Annotated in this window: 13 protein-coding genes and 1 pseudogene; 5 read left to right on the forward strand and 9 right to left on the reverse strand. The window is 72.5% G+C overall.

All coding sequences use genetic code 11. The features are described from left to right. Nucleotides 1-52 precede the first annotated feature (52 nt). The 3 genes from ACYF6T_RS17065 to ACYF6T_RS17075 all read right to left on the reverse strand — a co-directional run bounded on the left by ACYF6T_RS17065 (nucleotide 53) and on the right by ACYF6T_RS17075 (nucleotide 5,845). On the reverse strand, nucleotides 53-3,757 hold the full coding sequence (locus tag ACYF6T_RS17065) for an ABC transporter ATP-binding protein (protein ID WP_461697280.1): 3,705 nt from the start codon (nucleotides 3,755-3,757) through the stop codon (nucleotides 53-55). 111 nt (nucleotides 3,758-3,868) lie between these two features. Beyond that, complete coding sequence (locus tag ACYF6T_RS17070) at nucleotides 3,869-4,888, reverse strand: esterase-like activity of phytase family protein (RefSeq protein ID WP_461697282.1); 1,020 nt, start codon at nucleotides 4,886-4,888, stop codon at nucleotides 3,869-3,871. Between the two features lie 117 nt (nucleotides 4,889-5,005). Next, nucleotides 5,006-5,845 carry a serine hydrolase gene (locus tag ACYF6T_RS17075; RefSeq protein ID WP_461697283.1) on the reverse strand — a complete coding sequence of 280 codons (840 nt, stop codon included), beginning with the start codon at nucleotides 5,843-5,845 and terminating at the stop codon, nucleotides 5,006-5,008. Between the two features lie 156 nt (nucleotides 5,846-6,001). On the opposite strand from ACYF6T_RS17075, the gene ACYF6T_RS17080 reads away from it, so the two are divergent. Then, nucleotides 6,002-8,227, forward strand: coding sequence for an ArnT family glycosyltransferase (locus ACYF6T_RS17080; RefSeq protein ID WP_461697285.1), 2,226 nt, complete (start codon nucleotides 6,002-6,004; stop codon nucleotides 8,225-8,227). A gap of 137 nt (nucleotides 8,228-8,364) precedes the next feature. Further along, nucleotides 8,365-9,171, forward strand: a complete 807-nt coding sequence (locus tag ACYF6T_RS17085) for an endonuclease I family protein (protein WP_461697287.1) — start codon at nucleotides 8,365-8,367, stop codon at nucleotides 9,169-9,171. A 7-nt stretch (nucleotides 9,172-9,178) separates the two neighbouring features. On the opposite strand, the gene ACYF6T_RS17090 is transcribed toward ACYF6T_RS17085, so the two are convergent. The 3 genes and pseudogenes from ACYF6T_RS17090 to ACYF6T_RS17100 all read right to left on the reverse strand — a co-directional run. Next, nucleotides 9,179-10,867, reverse strand: a complete 1,689-nt coding sequence (locus ACYF6T_RS17090) for a thiamine pyrophosphate-binding protein (protein ID WP_461697289.1) — start codon at nucleotides 10,865-10,867, stop codon at nucleotides 9,179-9,181. Then, nucleotides 10,864-11,832: an agmatinase gene (gene speB / locus ACYF6T_RS17095; protein ID WP_461697290.1), complete on the reverse strand. Its 969-nt coding sequence runs from the start codon at nucleotides 11,830-11,832 to the stop codon at nucleotides 10,864-10,866. The genes ACYF6T_RS17090 and speB overlap by 4 nt, the downstream gene beginning before the upstream one ends. Nucleotides 11,833-11,889: 57 nt before the next feature. Further along, nucleotides 11,890-12,108: pseudogene (locus tag ACYF6T_RS17100) on the reverse strand (sodium:solute symporter); the annotation flags it as partial. 209 nt (nucleotides 12,109-12,317) lie between these two features. Here ACYF6T_RS17100 and ACYF6T_RS17105 point away from each other — a divergent pair. Further along, complete coding sequence (locus ACYF6T_RS17105; RefSeq protein ID WP_461697291.1) at nucleotides 12,318-13,796, forward strand: PucR family transcriptional regulator; 1,479 nt, start codon at nucleotides 12,318-12,320, stop codon at nucleotides 13,794-13,796. 62 nt (nucleotides 13,797-13,858) lie between these two features. Then, nucleotides 13,859-14,650, forward strand: a complete 792-nt coding sequence (locus ACYF6T_RS17110) for a phosphatase (protein ID WP_461697292.1) — start codon at nucleotides 13,859-13,861, stop codon at nucleotides 14,648-14,650. 4 nt (nucleotides 14,651-14,654) lie between these two features. Here the strand turns inward: ACYF6T_RS17110 and ACYF6T_RS17115 are convergent, their stop codons facing one another. From ACYF6T_RS17115 to ACYF6T_RS17125, 3 genes are all read right to left on the reverse strand, one after another. Further along, the gene (locus tag ACYF6T_RS17115; RefSeq protein ID WP_461697294.1) at nucleotides 14,655-15,542 is read right to left on the reverse strand and encodes an acyl-CoA thioesterase; all 888 of its coding nucleotides are present in this window, start codon (nucleotides 15,540-15,542) and stop codon (nucleotides 14,655-14,657) included. Nucleotides 15,543-15,577: 35 nt separating this feature from the next. Then, the gene (locus tag ACYF6T_RS17120) at nucleotides 15,578-16,735 is read right to left on the reverse strand and encodes an acyl-CoA dehydrogenase family protein (protein ID WP_461697296.1); all 1,158 of its coding nucleotides are present in this window, start codon (nucleotides 16,733-16,735) and stop codon (nucleotides 15,578-15,580) included. A gap of 112 nt (nucleotides 16,736-16,847) precedes the next feature. Further along, nucleotides 16,848-17,441: an SACE_7040 family transcriptional regulator gene (locus ACYF6T_RS17125; protein ID WP_461697298.1), complete on the reverse strand. Its 594-nt coding sequence runs from the start codon at nucleotides 17,439-17,441 to the stop codon at nucleotides 16,848-16,850. A gap of 95 nt (nucleotides 17,442-17,536) precedes the next feature. Between ACYF6T_RS17125 and ACYF6T_RS17130 the strand changes: the two genes are divergently transcribed. Continuing rightward, a complete protein-coding gene (locus tag ACYF6T_RS17130) occupies nucleotides 17,537-19,153 on the forward strand; it encodes a carboxyl transferase domain-containing protein (protein WP_461697299.1) in 1,617 nt (538 codons plus the stop codon). The last annotated feature ends 13 nt before the right edge of the window (nucleotides 19,154-19,166 follow it).

Below are 19,166 nucleotides of genomic sequence, written 5' to 3' on the forward strand. Positions count from 1 at the left end.
GAGGCGTACGGGTGTACGGACGCAGGACGTGTGTCGGATGGTTGCACGACCGTCAGGGAGACACGGTGACGGGCTCGCCTACGAACGTCCGCCACAGCTCGGCGTAGCGCCCGCCGCGCGCGAGCAACTCCTCGTGCGTGCCGTCCTCGACGACCCGTCCGTGGTCCATGACGACCACCCGGTCCGCGCGGGCGGCGGTGGTCAGCCGGTGGGCCACCACCAGCGTCGTACGGCGGCCCGCGAGGCGGTCGGTGGCCTGGTTGACCTGGGCCTCCGTGGCCAGGTCCAGAGCGGCCGTCGCCTCGTCGAGCAGGAGGATGTCGGGGTCGACCAGCTCGGCGCGGGCCAGCGCGATCAGCTGCCGTTGCCCGGCGGAGAGGTTGCGGCCGCGCTCGGCCACCTCGTGGAGGTAGCCGCCCTCCAGGGTCGCGATCATCTCGTGGGCGCCCACCGCCCGGGCCGCGGCCTCCACCTCGGCGTCGGTGGCGTCGGGGCGGCCGTAGGCGATGGCGTCGCGGACGGTGCCCTGGAAGAGGTACGCCTCCTGCGGGACGACGCCGAGACGGTGGCGGTAGGAGGTGAGGTCGAGGGAGCGCAGGTCCATGCCGTCGACGGTGACCCGGCCGCCGGTCGGGTCGTAGAAGCGCGCGACCAGCTTCACCAGCGTCGACTTGCCGGCGCCGGTCTCGCCGACGAAGGCGACCGTCTGGCCGGCGGGGACGCGCAGGTCGATCCCGCCGAGCGCCTCCTCGTCGTCGCCGTAGGCGAAGTGCACGTCCTCGAAGGCGATCTCGCCGCGCAGGGAGGTGACGGGGAGCGGGGAGTCCGCGGCCTTCGTCGACGTCGGCTCGCGCAGCAGCTCCTGGATGCGGCCCAGGGAGACCGTGGCCTGCTGGTAGCCGTCGAAGACCTGGGAGAGCTGCTGTACGGGGGCGAAGAACAGGTCGATGTAGAGCAGGTAGGCCACCAGCGCGCCGGTCGTCAGCGTGGCCGCGTCGACCCGGTGCGCGCCGACGGCCAGCACGGCGGCCGCGGCGACGGACGACAGGAGCTGGACGAAGGGGAAGTACACCGAGATCAGCCACTGGCCGCGGATGCGGGCCCGGCGGTAGCTGTCGCTGCGCCCCGCGAACCGCGCCCCGCCGTCCCGCTCCCGCCGGAACGCCTGCACGATCCTGAGCCCGGAGACGGACTCCTGGAGGTCGGCGTTGACCAACGACACACGCTCGCGGGCGAGTTCGTACGCCTTCACGCTGGCCCGACGGAAGAAGAAGGTCGCCACGACCAGCGGGGGCAGGGTGGCGAAGACGACGAGGGCGAGCTGGACGTCGATCACCAGCAGGGCGGCCATGATGCCGAAGAAGGTGACGACCGAGACGAACGCGGTGACCAGGCCGGTCTGGAGGAAGGTGGAGAGGGCGTCGACGTCCGTCGTCATCCTCGTCATGATCCGGCCGGTCAGCTCCCGCTCGTAGTAGTCGAGTCCGAGCCGCTGGAGCTGGGCGAAGATCTTCAGGCGCAGCGCGTACAGGACCCGCTCGCCGGTGCGTCCGGTCATCCGGGTCTCGCCGACCTGCGCGGCCCACTGGGCGGCGACGGCGAGCAGGCCGAGCAGCGCGGCCGTCCACACCGCGCCGAGGGCCGCCGCGCTGACGCCCTGGTCGATGCCGTGCCGGATCAGGACGGGCAGCAGCAGTCCCATGCCGGCGTCCACGGCCACCAGGCCCAGGCTGACGGCGAGCGGGAGTCCGAAGCCGCGCAGCAGCCTGCGCAGGCCGTAGGAGTCCTCCGGCCGGACCGCGCGGGCCTCGTCGATGTCCGGGGTGTCGGTCGCCGGGGGCAGCGCGTCGACCTGGGCGAGGAGTTCGGGGGTGGCCGGCATGCCCTGCATCGCCGTGTCCCGGGGGGCGCGCTCCCCCGCCCACAGCCGGGGGGTGATGCCACGCTCGGCGTCGAACTCGGCGTCCAGCTCCTCGCGGACCGAGGTGTCCTCCCGCGGACAGGCCGGCTGGGCGTGTCCGGGTGAGACGCCGCCGAGTTCGTCGGGGTCGGTCAGCAGGCGGCGGTAGAGGGCCGAGCGCTCCTGGAGCTCCTCGTGGGTGCCGACGTCGGCGAGGCGGCCGGCGTCCAGGACGGCGATGCGGTCGGCGAGGTTGAGGGTGGAGCGGCGGTGCGCGATGAGCAGGGTGGTGCGGCCCCGCATGACCTGCTTCAGGGCCTCGTGGATCTCGTGCTCGACGCGGGCGTCCACGGCCGAGGTGGCGTCGTCGAGGACGAGGAGGCGCGGGTCGGTGAGGATGGCGCGGGCGAGGGCGACGCGCTGGCGCTGGCCGCCGGAGAGGGTGAGGCCGTGCTCGCCGACCTTGGTGTCGTAGCCCTCGGGCAGCTCCCGGATGAAACGGTCCGCCTGGGCGGCGCGGGCGGCCGCCTCGATCTGCTCCTGGGTCGCGTCGGGGCGGCCGTAGGCGATGTTGTTGCGGACCGTGTCCGAGAAGAGGAAGGAGTCCTCGGGGACCAGGCCGATCGCGGACCGGAGCGAGTCGAGGGTGAGCTCGCGGACGTCGTGCCCGCCGACGAGGACGGCGCCGTGGGTGACGTCGTAGAAGCGCGGCAGCAGCAGGGAGACCGTCGACTTGCCGGAGCCGGAGGAGCCGACGACGGCGAGGGTCTCACCGGGGCGGATCTCGAAGCTGAGCCCCTGGAGGACCGGCCGCTCGTCGTCGTAGCCGAAGGAGACGTCGTCGAACTCGACCGTGGCGGGCGCGTCGGCGGGCAGCTCCTTGGTGCCGTCCATCATGGTCGGCTCGGTGTCGATCAGCTCCAGGACCCGTTCGGTGCCCGCCCGCGCCTGCTGGCCCACGGTGAGGACCACGGCGAGCATGCGGACCGGGCCGACGAGCTGGGCGAGGTAGGTGGAGAAGGCGACGAAGGTGCCGAGGGTGATGTGGCCGCGGACGGCGAGCCAGCCGCCGAGGGCCAGCATGGCGACCTGGCCGAGCGCGGGGACGGCCTGCAGGGCGGGGGTGTAGGTGGCGTTCAGCCGGATGGTGCGCAGGCGCCCGGCGAACAGCCGCCGGCCGACCTCCCGGAGCTTGCCGGTCTCCTGCTCCTCCTGCCCGAAGCCCTTCACCACGCGGACGCCGCTGACGGCGCCGTCGACCACGCCCGCGACGGCGGCGGCCTGGGCCTGGGCGTACCAGGTGGCGGGGTGCAGGCGGGAGCGGCTGCGCCGGGCGATCCACCACAGGGCGGGGGCGACCGCGAGGGCGACCAGGGTGAGCGGGAGCGACAGCCAGGCCATGATGACCAGGGAGATCAGGAAGAGCAGGACGTTCCCGATGGTCATCGGGAGCATGAAGAGCAGGCCCTGGATCAGCTGGAGGTCGCTGGTGGCGCGGCCGACGACCTGGCCGGTGGACAGCTCGTCCTGCCGGCGGCCGTCGAGCCGGGTGATCGTCTCGTACATCTCGGTCCGCAGGTCGTGCTGGACGTCGAGGGCGAGGCGGCCGCCGTAGTAGCGGCGGACGTAGGTGGCGGCGTAGACGAGGACGGCGGCGCCGACCAGGGCGGCGGCCCAGGGGGCCATGGCCCGGCTGTGGTCGCCGATCACGTCGTCGATGATCACCTTGGTGACGAGCGGGACGACGGCCGTGACCGCCATGCCGGCGAGCGAGGAGCCGAGGGCCAGGACGACGTCCTTCGGATACCGCCAGGCGTATCCGGCCAGCCGTCTCGCCCATCCCCGTTGCTCGCTCACGCGGGTGCCCTCCGTCGGTCAGGAGTCCTGATCTTCCGGAAGGCACCAACGCGGAACGAAGCGGATTTCATCCCTCCGCAACAAAACGGGGGGCGAAACGGGGCATCGGGGTCAGATCCGCACCCGCAGGCGGTAGAACCGCGTCGTCTGGACGGCGTTCTGGTTGTCGTCGCTGACCAGGAGGACCTTGAGCCGGTTCCCGTCGCGGCCGGTGATCGTCATGCCCTCGATGTTGTCGAGGAGGGGGTTCGGCTGGGGCTGCTTGGCGGTGGCGCCGAGGGAGGGGCAGGAGGCGAGGTCGGCGAGCAGCGTCTTCCCGATCGGCCGCACGCCCGTCTGGCCCGTGAGGTTCTCGACGCCCCTGGTGTCCGTCGCGTGCCGCGGGTCGGCGAGGTAGAGGCGGACGGTGTTGCCGACGCCGGAGGTGAACCCGCGCTCCAGGACCAGCAGCCGGCCGTCGGGCGTGGCCTGCACCTCGGGCACGCCGAGACCGGCGTCCACGGGGTAGGCGTACTGCGCGGAGAGCCGGAAGTGGCCGCCCTTGGTGCGCTGCCAGGTCTGGAAGCGCAGCAGGGTGGAGCTGTCGCCGCTGAGAGCACCCTCCATCGAGGCCAGCAGGGTGTGCCCGCCGGGCAGCAGGGTGAGGCCCTCGAAGGTCAGGTTGGAGGTGGCGCGTCCGGCCGGGGCGACGAGCAGCGAGGACGGCACCGGGAGGCGGTCGAGGATCGTGCCGTCGGTGCTGTAGCGGCGGATCGACGGCTCGGTTTCCGAGGTGATCAGCCGGGTGCCGTCCCGGTCGACGACCAGGCCCTCGCTGTCCAGCGCGGCGCCGTTCTCGTCGGCGAGCGGGACGACGCGCTGCGGGGCGAGGGTCCTCGCGTCCAGGCTGAACAGGGAGGAGCGGTCCTCCAGGGCGGCGATCGAGCCGTCCCTGTCCACCGCGAGCGCGGAGAAGTTGCCGACGAAGGTGCCGTCGTACGTCGTCTTGTCGAGGGCGTCGGAAAACCCGTCGAGCAAGACGGACGACGAACAGGCGTTGCCCTGCTGTGCGTTGGCGGGCCCGGCGGCGGTCAGACAGGTGGCCGCCGCCAGGGCCGCGGTGGCGGTCGCGAGTACGGTTCTCAGGCGCATGGACGTCACCGTAGGCGGGCCCGGTGACGAACGGGAGACCGGCAGGGGTCAACTCGCCGCAGGTCCTGTCCGACCCCTTCCCTCGTCCGCCCGGAGGGCGGGCCCGGCGGCGAGGGGTCAGACAGAACCGAGGTCTTTGTGGATGGCCTTGGCGACGCCCTGGATGGTGTTGATGCCGTAGGTCATCGTGCTGTTGCCCCAGGTGAGGACCGTGATCATGTAGTCGTGGCCGCCGCCGCTGAAGGTGCCGACGCTGTGCACGCGCCAGCCGTGCGTGGAGCGTTGCAGCCAGCCGTTCTTGACGTGGACCGTGACGTCCGAGGGGGCGCCGTACGGGGTGCCCCAGCGCTGGGAGGAGATGACCTGGCTCATCAGCTTGCGGATGTAGGTGCGGGAGTTGTCGCTCAGCACCGTGTTCCTGGCGGTGATGAGCTTGAGCAGCTTCTGCTGGTCGGTGACGTTGATCTGGGTCAGCCCCCAGTAGCCGTTCGCGCCGGGGACGGTCTTCGTCATGCCGGCGGCGGCCAGGAAGCCCTTGATCTTCGTCAGGCCGAGCTGCTTCCACAGCGTGCTGGCCGCGGAGTTGTCCGACTTGGTGATCATGGCCTTGGTGAGCGAGACCTCACGGTCGGTCAGATACCGGTTGTGCTTCTTCGCGTCCCACAGCAGCGTGGCCAGAATCGTCACCTTGACGACGCTGGCCGAGTCGTAGGAGTAGGTGGGCCGCAGGGAGCAGGTGGTCTTGGTGGAGCGGTCGTAGAGCCCGACCGCGACGGTGCCCTTGCGGTTCGCGAGGGCGGCGGTGATGTCCTTCTGGAGTTTGGTGGCCAGGCCCGCCTTGGCGGACGAGCAGGTGACGGCCGGTGCGGTGGCCGCGGACGCGGGCACGGCGGCCACGCAGGGTATGAGGACGCCGAGGCCCAGGGTCAGCAGGCGTCTGGAGATCCCGTGAGTCATGCCCTGTTGACGCACAGGTTCGAGTGAAAGGTTGTACGAGAAGCCCGTCGCGTCGGGAGAAGTCCGTACCGGCCATTACGGTTCCCTTTGGCTGTTCACAGGCGGGAGCCAGCTTCGGCACAGCGCGCACCCACCCCGCCTCTGCACGATGCCCGGGTGACTTCTGCCACCGATCCGCTCCCCCACACCGACACCGTGTCCGCCGACTGGCCGCCGCCCACCCCACCCGCGGCCCCCCCGGACAAGGCACCGCGCTGGTCGCTGCCCGCGCTGCTCGCGATCCTGGCCCTGGCGGCGGTCCTGTACGCCTGGAACCTCTCCGGCTCCGGCCTCAACACCTTCTACAGCGGCGCCATCTGGGCCGGCACGCAGAGCTGGAAGGCCTGGTTCTTCGGTTCGCTGGACCCGGGCAACTTCCTGACGGTCGACAAGCCGCCGTTCGCGACCATGGTCATGAGCCTGTCGTGCCGGATCTTCGGCTTCGGTACCTGGCAGATGATGCTGCCGCAGATCCTGGCCGCCCTCGCCACGATCTGGATCCTGCACTCCACCGTGAAGCGGGTGTGGGGCCATGGCGCGGCGGCCGTCGCCGCGCTGGTGCTGGCGCTGACCCCGATCACCGTCGCCATCAACCGCGACAACAACCCCGACACCCTCCTGGTGTTCCTGATGGTCGCGGGCGCGGCCCTGGCCTTCCGCGCCACCCGGGACGACAGGCTGCTGCCGCTGCTCGGCGCGGCGGCCTGCTTCGGCCTCGCCTTCAACACCAAGCTGCTGGCGGGCTGGATCGCGCTCCCGGCGGTCTTCGCGGTCTACGTCTACGCCTCCAGGGCGCCGTGGGTGAAGCGGGTCGTCCACCTGCTGCTGGCCGCGGTGGTGCTGGCCGTCTCCAGCTTCTGGTGGGCCGTCGCCGTCTCCCTGGTCCCGGCCTCCGAACGGCCCTACATCGGCGGCTCCACGGACGGTTCCGCCTGGGACCTGATCATGGGCTACGACGGTCTCGGCCGCGTCTTCGGCGGCGAGGGCAACGGCGGGGGCGGGGGCGGCGGGGGCGGCTTCTCCGGCACCGCGGGCCTGGGCCGGATGTTCAACGACATCCTCGGCGGCCAGATCTCCTGGCTGCTGCCCTTCGCCGGCATCGCCCTGGTCGCCGGTCTGGTGCTGTGCGGGCGGGCCCCGCGCACCGACCTGCGCCGCATGGGCCTGGTCCTGTGGGGCGGTTGGACCCTGCTCCACTACGTGATCTTCGCGACTGCCCAGGGCACCATGCACCCGTACTACACCACCGCGCTCGCCCCGGGCATCGCGGCGCTGTGCGGCGGCGGTGGTGTGATGCTGCTGGACGCCTTCCGCCGCGACAAGCGCTGGGCGTGGGTGCTGCCGGCCGCCTTCGGCGTCACCGGGATCTGGGCGGTCGTGCTGCTGCGCCGCGCCTCCGGCTGGAACACCTGGCTGTGGCCGGCCGTCGCCGTGGTGATGGTCCTGGCCGTCGTGGGCCTGCTCGTCTTCCGGTCCGGCAACCGGGCCCGGCTGCTCACCGCGTCCGTCGCCGCGGCGGTCGTGGCGGCCCTGGCGGGCCCGACGGCGTACGCCGCCTCGCCGGCGTTCGGCTCCTCGGCCGGCGGCGGCATGGGCGGCACCAACCCGACGGCCGGCCCCTCCACGGGCGGCGGCTTCGGCGGCGGTCCCGGCGGTGGCGGCGACCGGGGCGGCTTCCCCGGCGGCGGCGAGTTGCCGGGCGGCACCCGGCAGGGCGGGCAGAACAACCAGGCCGGGGGCGGTCCCGAGGGCGGCTTCCCCGGCGGGGGTCAGCCGAACGGCGAGCTGCCGGGCGGCGGTCAGATGACGCCGGGCGGCGGCAGCGGCGAGCTGCCCCAGCAGGGCGACGGCGGCCAGGCTCCCGGCGGCACCGGCGAGGCGGGGCAGCGCGGCGGCTTCGGCGGCGGTGGCATGGGCGGCGGTATGGGCGGCGCGTCCAGCGAGCTCATCGCGTACCTGAAGAAGCACCAGGACGGCGCCAAGTGGCTGCTGGCGGTGTCCAACTCGCAGAGCGCGGCGCAGATCGAGCTGAGCGCCAGGGAACCGGTCATCTCCATGTGGGGCTTCACCGGCTCCGACAACGCGATGACGGTGGCCAAGCTCAAGGAGCTCGTGAAGAAGGGCGAGTTGCACTACATCCAGATCGGCAGCGGCGGCATGGGCGGCGGCCCCGGCGGCGGCAACAGCCTCAGCACCGCGGTGTCGAACTGGGTGAAGCAGCACGGCACCGCGGTCAAGGAGAGCGCGTACAGCGGGAGTTCGGCCTCGACGTCGTCCTCGGACTCGGCGTCGAGCACCAGCTCCGCCTCCCTGTACCGCCTGGACCCGTCCGACGTCGGCTGACCGGAACCGGTCGCCCACGGCCCCCGACCACACGGTCGGGGGCCGTTTTTAACGTCCCGTTCATTGCCAGGACCTCATGTCCATGTCACTCTCCCTTCTGCCGCCTCCGGTCAACCCGCGTAGATGGGACACTCTTTATGCTGGCGACACGCATACGGCGCTGGAAGTCGGTGGCGCTGGCCACCGCCGCCGTCCTGGTCGGCCTCACCGCCCCGGCCCTGACGGCGACCCCGGCCGCCGCCACGACGACCGCGTACGACGCGACGTACTACAAGAACGCGGTAGGCAAGACCGGCACCAGCCTCAAGTCCGCACTGCACACGATCATCAGCACCGGCGTGACGAAGCTGTCGTACTCGGCCCTGTGGGACGCGCTGAAGGTCACCGACCAGGACCCGAACAACAGCTCCAACGTGATCCTGCTCTACTCCGGCATCTCCCGCAGCAAGTCGCTCAACGGCGGCGACAGCGGCGACTGGAACCGCGAGCACGTCTGGGCCATCTCGCACGGCGACCTCACCACCTCGACCGGCCCCGGCACCGACCTGCACCACATCCGCCCGGAGGACGTCGCCGTCAACTCCAAGCGCGGCAACCTCGACTTCGACGAGGGCGGCTCCACCTTCACCAACAGCGGCGGCAGCAAGGCCGACTCGGACTCCTTCGAGCCGCGCGACGCCGTCAAGGGCGACGTCGCCCGCATGATCCTCTACATGGCCGTCCGCTACGAGGGCGACGACGGATTCGCGAACCTGGAACCCGACGACAAGGTCAACAACGGCTCGACCCCCTACATCGGCAAGCTCTCGGTCCTCAAGCAGTGGAACGACGAGGACCCGCCGGACTCCTTCGAGGAGAACCGCAACAACGTCATCTACAGCACCTACCAGCACAACCGGAACCCGTTCGTCGACCACCCGGAGTGGGTCGACGCGATCTGGTAGGCGCCGGTCAGTCCGCCAGGTGCGTCGGCGCGAACATCCGCAGCAGCGCCGGGAGGACGAGCACCGAGGGGCCGGGCCGGGACAGCGCCTTCGCCAGGTCCGCCTCCAGGGTCTCCGGGGTCGTACGGGCCCCGGGGACCCCGAACGACTCGGCGAGCGCCACGTAGTCCGGGCGGGTCAGCTCGGTCGCCGTGGCCTCGCCGAAGGCGTCCGTCATGTATGCGCGCAGGATGCCGTAGCCGCCGTCGTCGACGATGAGCCAGGTGACGTCCAGGTCGTACTGGCGGGCCGTGGCCAGCTCCGCGATCGAGTACAGCGCGCCGCCGTCCCCCGACACCGCCAGCACCGGGCGGGTCGGGTCGGCCACCGCCGCGCCGAGCGCCGCCGGGAAGCCGTAGCCGAGGCCGCCGGAGCCCTGGGCGGAGTGCATGGTGTTGGGGCCCTCGGGGTCGAAGGCGGACCAGGCCCAGTAGGACAGGATCGTCATGTCCCAGAAGGATGGCGAGGCGGCGGGCAGGGCGCGCCGGATGGACGTCAACAGGTCCTGTTCGAGGGTGAGTTCCTGGGCGGCGAGGCGCTCGGAGACCTTCGCCAGGACCGTGCGGACCCGCTCGGGGGCCGTCGGGTCCGCACGTTCGGAGACCGTCTCCAGCAGGGCCTGGAGGGCGAGGCGGGCGTCCGCGTGGATGCCCAGGGCCGGGTGGTTGGACTCCAGCTTGCCGAGGTCCGCCTCGATCTGGACGATCCGGCCGCGCGGCCTGAACGTGTGGTAGTTGGAGGAGAGTTCGCCGAGGCCCGAGCCGACGACGAGGAGGACGTCCGCGTCCTCCAGGAAGTCCGTGGTGTGGCGGTCCTCCAGCCAGGACTGGAGGGAGAGCGGATGCGTCCAGGGGAACGCGCCCTTGCCGCCGAAGGTGGTCACCACCGGGGCGTTCAGCTTCTCCGCGAGCCGCCTCAGCTTGCCCGCGGCGTCCGCCCGTACCACTCCCCCGCCCGCGATGATCGCCGGGCGGGCGGCACGGGAGAGCAAGTCGGCGGCCACGGCGGTCAGTTCGGGGCGCGGCGGCAGCTCCTCGGGGAAGGCGTCGCCGCCGGTCACCACCGGGACGGCGGTCTCGGCCAGCAGGACGTCCTGCGGGATCTCCACCCACACCGGGCCGTGCGGAGCCGAGAGGGCCGACGTCCAGGCCTCCGCGATCGCCGACGGGATCTGGGACTGCGTGCGGACCGTGTGGACGGACTTCACCACGCCCCGGAACGAGGCGGCCTGGTCGGGAAGTTCGTGCAGGTAGCCGTGGCGGCCGCCGCCCAGGCCGGGCGTCGGGACCTGGCTGCTGATCGCCAGGACGGGGGCGGAGGCCGCGCGCGCCTCCTGCAGCGCCGCCAGGGACGTCAGCGCGCCCGGCCCGGTGGACAGCAGCAGCGGCGCCGCCTCCCCGGTGATCCGGCCGTACGCGTCCGCCGCGAACCCGGCGTTGTTCTCCACGCGCAGGCCCACGTACCGCAGCGAGGAGCGGCGCAGCGCGTCGAACATGCCGAGCGCGTGCTGGCCGGGCAGCCCGAACACGGTCGTCGCGCCGAGCCCGGCCAGCGTCTCCACGACCAGGTCTCCGCCGCGCCGGCCGGGCGGAGGGTTCAGCGCCGCCTCGGTCTGGGCGGCCGTCGGGCGCAGTTCCAGGTCGTGGTCGTGGGTCACTTCGCGCGGGCCTCGGCAATCTGGCGGGACATGATCGTGGTCAGTTCGTACGCCGTGTGGGACGCGGCCACCGACGTGATCTCCGCGTGATCGTACGCGGGGGCCACCTCGACGACGTCGGCGGAGACCAGGTGGCAGGAGGCCAGTCCGCGCAGGATCTCCAGCAGCTCGCGGGAGGTCATGCCGCCCGCCTCGGGCGTGCCGGTGCCGGGTGCGTGGGCCGGGTCGAGGCAGTCGATGTCGATGGAGATGTAGAGGGGCCGGTCGCCGACGCGCTCGCGCAGCTGGTCGGCGACCTCGTCCACACCGCGCCGCATGACGTCCGCCGAGGTGACGATGCCGAAGCCCATCTTCTCGTCGTCCGTGAGGTCCTGCTTGCCGTAGAGGGGGCCGCGGGTGCCCACGTGCGAGAGGGCCGAGGTGTCGAGGACGCCCTCCTCCACCGCCCGCCTGAACGGCGTGCCGTGCGTGTACTCGGCGCCGAAGTAGGTGTCCCAGGTGTCGAGGTGGGCGTCGAAGTGGAGCAGGGCGACGGGGCCGTGCTTCTTGGCGACCGACCTCAGCAGCGGCAGGGCGATGGTGTGGTCGCCGCCGAGGGTCATCAACCGGGCGCCGGTGCCGAGGAGTTCGTCGGCGGCGGCCTCGATCGTCTCGACGGCCTCGTGGATGTCGAACGGGTTCACCGCGATGTCCCCGCCGTCCGCCACCTGCGCCAGCGCGAACGGGGAGGCGTCCTGCGCCGGGTTGTACGGCCGCAGCAGCCGCGAGGCCTCGCGGATCGCGTTGCCGCCGAAGCGGGCACCCGGCCGGTAGGAGACGCCCGAGTCGAACGGCACGCCCACCACGGCGACGTCGGTGCGGCCGACCTCGTCCAGCCGGGGCAGCCGGGCGAAGGTGGCGGGACCGGCGTACCGCGGGATGCGGGAGGAGTCGACGGGGCCGCGGGGCGTCTCGTTGCCGCTCATGAGGTGATGCCTTCTTTCCTACGCTTCATCGCGTATGCACTGCTTTGTTCTACGACTTTACCGGGGAGCCGGCACCGGCTCGGACAGGAGTTCGGGGGCGCCGCGCCCGGCTAGGCGCTCGCGCCAGGCGGCCGGCACCGCCGCGTCGGTCGGCCGCGTCGCCAGCGACACGGTGACATAGGCGGCCAGGGAGGCGAGCAGGCCGTAGGAGACGGGCTCGTTGGCGAGGATGCCGTGGCCCGCCATCAGGCCGACGACCGCGAGGCCGCCGACGGCCGTACCGGTAGCCGAGGCCGACGCCGCCGATGGTGGACGCGCCGCCGAGCACGATCGCGGCCATGGTGCCGGTGCAGTCGACGGCCACGGAGCCCTCCTTCGCTCGGACTCGCCGGCGGGTGACGTGCCTCGACACTAGGTGGCCGGAAAGCGACTGCGAAGTGTACGTTTCCTCCATTCGAGCCGTACGGGACGGAGGGAACGCACATATGTCGGAGCCCGCCGTTCCGCCCACACCGCCCGTGCCCCTGGCCGCCCTGCTGGCCCGCGAGGACCTCGCCCTGCGCCAGATCGCGGGGCCCGCCGACCCGGCGGCCGTCATCCACTGGGCGCACACCTCGGAGATGGCCGACCCCTACCCGTACCTGCTCGGCGGCGAGCTGCTGCTGACGGCCGGGGTGCACATCCCGGAGGCCGCCGGCACCGGCACCTACTTCGACGACTACGTCTCCCGGATCGTGGCGGCGGGCGGCGCGGCCCTCGGCTTCGGGCTGGCGCCGGTGCACGACAGCGTGCCGCGGGCGCTGGTGGCGGCCTGCGACGCCTACGAGCTGCCGCTCGTCGAGGTCCCGCCGCAGACCACGTTCTCCGGCGTGGCCCGCGCGGTCTGGCAGCTGATGGCCCAGGCCCGTCTCGCCGAGCTCCGCCGCGTGACCGAGGCCCAGCAGAGCCTCGCCGCCGCGGCCTCCCGCCCCGACCCGGTCCCCTCGGTCCTGCGCCGGCTGGCCCGCCGCCTCGGCGGGCGGGCGGTGCTCTACGGGCCGGAGGGCACGGTGATCGCGACGGCGGGAGGGGAGCCGGACGGGGTGGCGGCGGACGCGCTCGCCGGGCTCGCCCGGGTCGTGCGTCCCTCGGGCCCCGGCACCCCCACCTCCGCCACCGACACCGTCGCCGGCGCCCACCTCGCCGCCTACGCCCTCGGGGCCGGACAGGGCTTCGTGCTCGGGGTCGCCACGCCGGGCCGCGAGGCCGGCGACCACACCATCGCCTCGGTCGCCGCCGTCCTGCTGTCCCTGCTGACCGGGGAGCGGCAGAGCGGCACCGGGGCGGCCCGCTCGGCGGCCCTGGTGCGGCTGCTGCTGGGGGCGGCGCCCGAGGAGGTGGCGCCGCTGCTCGGCGGCGGCCGGTGGGTCGTGGTGCACGCCCGGCCCGACGCCCAGGCCCCCGACACCGTGGCCGCCTCCGCCCTGGGCGCGGCCCTCGGGTCGCCGCTGGTGGACCTCGCCGACGGTGTCGTACGGGTCCTGGTGCCCGCCGACCGCACGCCCGCCCCGTACTCCGGCTGGACCCTGGGCGTCAGCGCGCCCGCCGCCCCCGCCGACTGGCCGGCCGCCGACCTCCAGGCGGCCCGCGCCCTGGCCCGCGCCCGCGCCACCCGCACCGCCCTGGTCCGCCACCGCGCCCGCGCCGGCTTCGGCGATCTGGTCCCGCCGGACGCGGCCGAGGCCCACGCCCGCACCCTGCTCGCGCCGATCGCCGCCACCCCGGCCCTCACCGAGACCCTGCGCACCTGGCTGTCCCTGCACGGCAGCTGGGACCGTACGGCGGTCGCCCTGTCCGTGCACCGCAACACCGTCCGCCAGCGCATCGCCCGGTGCGCGGCGCTGCTCGACGCCGACCTGGACGATCCGGACGTCCGCATGGAGCTGTGGTTCGCGCTGCGGCAGCCCGGACGACCCGCCGAGTGACCCGCGTCCCAGCGTGCGGGACGTCGGGGACGCGCACAGTCGCCTGCTCCACAATGGGACGCATGCCGATACCCGGGACCCCCAGCCGCGCCGAGCTCGTCGACCACCTCGTCAGGACCCGCATCGCGGGCGAGGTGGCCACGCCCCGTGAGAACAACCTCTCCCACTACCGCAAGCTGGCCAACGGCGACCGGCACTACTGGCTCGGCCTGGAACTCGGCGACCGCTGGAGCGACGAGCAGGACGTGCTCGCGGTGATGGCGGAACGGGTGGGCGTCAACGACGACCCGGAGTACCGCTACGGCCAGGACACCATCGACCCCGAGCTGACGGTGGACGCGCTGGAGCGGATGGCGGCGCGGCTGCGCAAGGCGGCCGAGGGGCGGCAGCGGGTGCTGTTCGCGACCGGCCACCCGGGCGGCCTGCTGCACGTGCACCACGAGACGGCCGCCGCGCTGCGCGCCGCCGGCTGCGAGATCGTGGTCATCCCGGAGGGGCTGCAGACGGAGGAGGGGTACGTCATGCAGTTCGCGGACGTGGCGGTGCTGGAGCACGGCGCGAGCCTGTGGCACACGCACTCCGGGGAGCCGATGAGGGCGATCCTGACGGGACTCGAGCGCGCGGGCCGCCCGCTGCCGGACCTGGTCGTCGCCGACCACGGCTGGGCGGGGTACGCGGCCCAGCACGGCGTGGACTCCGTGGGCTACGCCGACTGCAACGACCCGGCGCTGTTCCTCGGTGAGGCGGAGGGGACCGTCCAGGTGACGGTCCCTCTCGACGACCACGTGGTCAGCCCGCGCTACTACGACCCGCTGACGGCGTACCTGCTGACGGCGGCGGGGCTGAGGGACTAGCTCCTCAGCCCTCGCCGGGGCCGTGCCCGCGGGGGACGCGCACCACGCCCTCCTGGATCACCGAGATGGCGAGGCGGCCGTCCTGGGTGTAGATGCGGGCCTGGCCCAGGCCCCGGCCGCCGTACGCCGACGGGGACTCCTGGTCGTACAGGAGCCACTCGTCGGCCCGGAAGGGCCGGTGGAACCACATGGCGTGGTCCAGCGAGGCGCCGACGACGTCCCCGACCGCCCAGCCGCCGCGGCCGTGCGCGAGCAGGACCGAGTCGAGCAGGGTCATGTCGGAGACGTAGGTGGCGAGGACGACGTGCAGGAGGGGGTCGTCGTCCAGCTTGCCGTTGGTGCGGAACCACACCTGCGAGTGCGGCTCGCGCGGCGCGCCGAACCTCCCGTACGGCGGTTCCTCGACGTAGCGCAGGTCGATGGCCTCCCGCGCCTGGAGGAACTTCTCCACCACCGCCGGGTCCAGATGGTCGTAGCCGCGCAGCCGCTCCGGCGAGGTGGGCAGCGTCGCCGGGTCGGGCGCGGGCGGCATCGGGGCCTGGTGCTCCAGGCCGTCCTCGTACGTCTGGAAGGACGCCGACAGCGCGAAGATCGGCCGGCCGTGCTGGACGCCGATGGCCCGCCGGGTGGTGAAGGAGCGGCCGTCGCGGATGCGCTCGACGGTGTAGACGATGGGCGCTCCGGGGTCGCCGGGGCGCAGGAAGTACGCGTGCAGGGAGTGGGCGTGCCGGTCGGCGGGGACCGTGCGCCCGGCGGCGACGAGCGCCTGGGCCGCGACCTGGCCGCCGAAGACGCGGGGGACGACGGCGGAGCGGGACTGGCCGCGGAAGATGTCCTCCTCGATCTGCTCCAGGTCGAGCAGATCGAGGAGATCCTGTAGTGCCTGGCTCATGGCTTTAGTTGTACCGGCCAGTAATTGCGCGCGGCTTACAGGCCCATGTCCTTCGCGATGATCGTCTTCATGATCTCGCTGGTGCCGCCGTAGATGCGGTTGACGCGGTTGTCCGCGTACAGACGCGCGATCGGGTACTCGTTCATGAAGCCGTAGCCGCCGTGCAGCTGGAGGCAGCGGTCGATGACGCGGTGGGCGACCTCGGTGCAGAACAGCTTGGCGGAGGCGGCCTCGGCGGGGGTGAGCTCGCCGGCGTCGAGGGCTTCGAGGGCGCGGTCGGCGACGGCCTCGGCGGCGTCCACCTCGGCCTGGCAGGCGGCCAGCTCGAACTTGGTGTTCTGGAAGGAGGCGACCGGCTTGCCGAAGACGGTGCGCTCCCGGACGTACTCCTTGGCGAACCGGACGGCGGCCTTGGCCTGCGCGTAGGCGCCGAAGGCGATGCCCCAGCGCTCGGAGGCGAGGTTGTGGCCGAGGTAGGAGAAGCCCTTGTTCTCCTCGCCGAGCAGGTCCTCGACCGGGACCTTGACGTCGACGAAGGCCAGCTCGGCGGTGTCGGAGGTCTTCAGGCCGAGCTTGTCGAGCTTGCGGCCGATGGAGTAGCCCTCGGACTTGGTGTCGACGGCGAACAGGGAGATGCCGAAGCGGCGGTCCTCGGCGGAGGGCGCGGAGGTGCGGGCGGCCACGATCACGCGGTCGGCGTGCACACCGCCGGTGATGAAGGTCTTGGCGCCGTTGAGGACGTAGTGCGTGCCGTCCTCGGAGAGCTTGGCGGAGGTCTTCATGCCCGCGAGGTCGGAGCCGGTGCCCGGCTCGGTCATCGCCAGGGCCCACATCTCCTCGCCGGTGACGAACTTCGGCAGGTAGCGCTTCTTCTGCTCGTCGGTGGCGAGCATCTTGATGTACGGCAGGGCGAGCAGCACGTGCACGCCGGAACCGCCGAACTGGACGCCCGCGCGGGCGGTCTCCTCGTAGAGGACGGCCTCGAACTTGTGGGTGTCCAGGCCCGCGCCGCCGAACTCCTCGGGCACGTTGATGCCGAAGATGCCCAGCTCGCCGAGCTTGTAGTAGAAGTCGCGCGGCGCCTGGCCCGCGGCGAACCACTCGTCGTAGACGGGAACGACCTCGGCCTCGATGAAGGCCCGCAGGGTCTCCCGGAACGCCTCGTGGTCCTCGTTGAACACCGTACGGCGCACCGCACTCCTCCTTCGCCTGGGCTGTCCGAGCGCATATCTAAGCGCTTGCTCAGAGAACCAAGGTACCGGCGAGTAGGCAGGGGCGTCCAGGGGAGAACGCCCGTAACGCTCGTCACGCCCCGGCGGCCTCGAACGCCCCCCGCGCCATCCGGTGCAGCAGCCGCGCCGTCGCCCCGCGGCCCGGCAGGGTGCCCGCGCGGCCCAGGTGCGGGGTGGAGTTCAGCAGGCCGAAGACGGAGTGCACGGCCGAGCGCGCCGCCGGTTCCGCCACGTCCGGGTACACCTCGCGCAGCACCTCCACCCACAGCTCGACGTACTGCCGCTGCAACTGCCGGACCAGCTTGCGGTCGCTGTCCCGGAGGCGGTCCAGCTCGCGGTCGTGCAGGGTGATCAGGGGGCGGTCGTCGAGCGCGAAGTCGATGTGCCCCTCGATCAGCGAGTCGAGGACCGCCTCCGCGGGCACGCCGTCGGCCTCCTTCAGCCGCTGCCGGGCCCCGGTCAGCAGCTGACCGCTGATGCCGACCAGCAGTTCGGCGAGCATCGCGTCCTTGCCGGCGAAGTGCCGGTACAGGCCGGGACCGCTGATGCCGACCGCGGCGCCTATCTCGTCGACTCCGACCCCGTGGAAGCCGCGTTCGGCGAAGAGCCGGGCGGCCTCCTTGAGGATCTGCTCGCGGCGGGTGGGGGCGTCGGTTCTGGTGGCCATGGAGGCAATTCTAGACAGGGAGGTTAGCGGTCGTTAACCTGATGGAAATGGTTAACGCTCATTAACAGTCGACCACTGGGTGAGGGGACCGCAGGATGCACGAGGCACCGGAGCTCCACAGCGCGGCCGACCCCGCGTCGGAGGCCTGGCGAGCCAACGAACGGGCGCATCGCGCGCTCGCCGAGGAACTGCGCGGCAAGCTGGCCGCGGCCCGCCTCGGCGGCGGCGAGAAGGCGCGGGCGAGGCACACCGCGCGCGGGAAGCTGCTGCCCCGGGACCGGGTGGACACGCTGCTCGACCCGGGCTCGCCGTTCCTGGAGCTGGCGCCTCTGGCCGCCGACGGGATGTACGACGGGGCGGCCCCGGCGGCCGGTGTGATCGCCGGGATCGGGCGGGTGAGCGGCCGCGAGTGCGTGATCGTCGCCAACGACGCCACCGTCAAGGGCGGGACGTACTACCCGATGACGGTGAAGAAGCACCTGCGGGCGCAGGAGGTGGCCCTGGAGAACCGCCTGCCGTGTCTGTACCTGGTCGACTCCGGAGGCGCCTTCCTGCCCCTGCAGGACGAGGTCTTCCCGGACCGCGAGCACTTCGGGCGGATCTTCTACAACCAGGCGCGCATGTCCGCAGCCGGCATCCCGCAGATCGCCGCGGTCCTCGGCTCCTGCACGGCCGGCGGGGCGTACGTCCCGGCGATGAGCGACGAGGCCGTGATCGTGCGCAACCAGGGCACGATCTTCCTGGGCGGCCCGCCCCTGGTGAAGGCGGCCACCGGCGAGGTCGTCACGGCCGAGGAACTGGGCGGCGGCGAGGTGCACTCCCGCGTCTCCGGGGTGACGGACCACCTGGCGGAGGACGACGCGCACGCGCTGCGGATCGTGCGCACCATCGTCTCGACCCTCCCCGCGCGCGGGGAGCTGCCCTGGGAGGTCGCCCCGGTCGTCGAGCCCAAGGTCGACCCGTACGGCCTCTACGGCGCCGTCCCCGCCGACCCCCGCACCCCGTACGACGTCCGCGAGGTCATCGCGCGCGTGGTCGACGGCTCGCGGTTCGCGGAGTTCAAGTCCGAGTTCGGGCAGACCCTGGTCACCGGGTTCGCGCGGATCCACGGCCACCCGGTCGGGATCGTCGCCAACAACGGCATCCTGTTCTCCGAGTCCGCCCAGAAGGGCGCCCACTTCATCGAGCTGTGCGACCAGCGCGGCATCCCGCTGGTGTTCCTGCAGAACATCTCCGGCTTCATGGTGGGCCGGGACTACGAGGCGGGCGGCATCGCCAAGCACGGCGCCAAGATGGTCACGGCGGTCGCGTGCACGCGCGTGCCGAAGCTGACGGTGGTGGTCGGCGGCTCGTACGGCGCCGGGAACTACTCGATGTGCGGGCGGGCGTACTCGCCGCGCTTCCTGTGGATGTGGCCCAACGCCAAGATCTCCGTCATGGGCGGCGAGCAGGCCGCCTCCGTCCTCGCCACGGTCAAGCGGGACCAGCTGGAGGCGCGCGGCGAGCAGTGGCCCGCGGAGGAGGAAGAGGCCTTCAAGGCGCCGATCCGGCAGCAGTACGAGCGCCAGGGCAACGCCTACTACGCCACCGCCCGGCTCTGGGACGACGGCGTGATCGACCCGCTGGAGACCCGGCAGGTGCTGGGCCTCGCGCTGACCGCCTGCGCCAACGCGCCCCTGGGTGACCCCCAGTTCGGCGTCTTCCGGATGTGACGGGGAGGGAACC

The organism is Streptomyces sp. 7R007 (assembly GCF_054850255.1).

Excerpts from the sequence above, each read along its gene's own strand:
- ACYF6T_RS17130 (WP_461697299.1), top strand. The coding sequence starts at position 17,537 with ATGCACGAGGCACCGGAGCTCCACAGCGCGGCCGACCCCGCGTCGGAG.
- speB (WP_461697290.1), bottom strand. The coding sequence starts at position 11,832 with ATGAGCGGCAACGAGACGCCCCGCGGCCCCGTCGACTCCTCCCGCATC.
- ACYF6T_RS17105 (WP_461697291.1), top strand. The coding sequence starts at position 12,318 with ATGTCGGAGCCCGCCGTTCCGCCCACACCGCCCGTGCCCCTGGCCGCC.
- ACYF6T_RS17075 (WP_461697283.1), bottom strand. The coding sequence starts at position 5,845 with ATGACTCACGGGATCTCCAGACGCCTGCTGACCCTGGGCCTCGGCGTC.
- ACYF6T_RS17125 (WP_461697298.1), bottom strand. The coding sequence starts at position 17,441 with ATGGCCACCAGAACCGACGCCCCCACCCGCCGCGAGCAGATCCTCAAG.
- ACYF6T_RS17085 (WP_461697287.1), top strand. The coding sequence starts at position 8,365 with ATGCTGGCGACACGCATACGGCGCTGGAAGTCGGTGGCGCTGGCCACC.
- ACYF6T_RS17115 (WP_461697294.1), bottom strand. The coding sequence starts at position 15,542 with ATGAGCCAGGCACTACAGGATCTCCTCGATCTGCTCGACCTGGAGCAG.
- ACYF6T_RS17070 (WP_461697282.1), bottom strand. The coding sequence starts at position 4,888 with ATGCGCCTGAGAACCGTACTCGCGACCGCCACCGCGGCCCTGGCGGCG.
- ACYF6T_RS17110 (WP_461697292.1), top strand. The coding sequence starts at position 13,859 with ATGCCGATACCCGGGACCCCCAGCCGCGCCGAGCTCGTCGACCACCTC.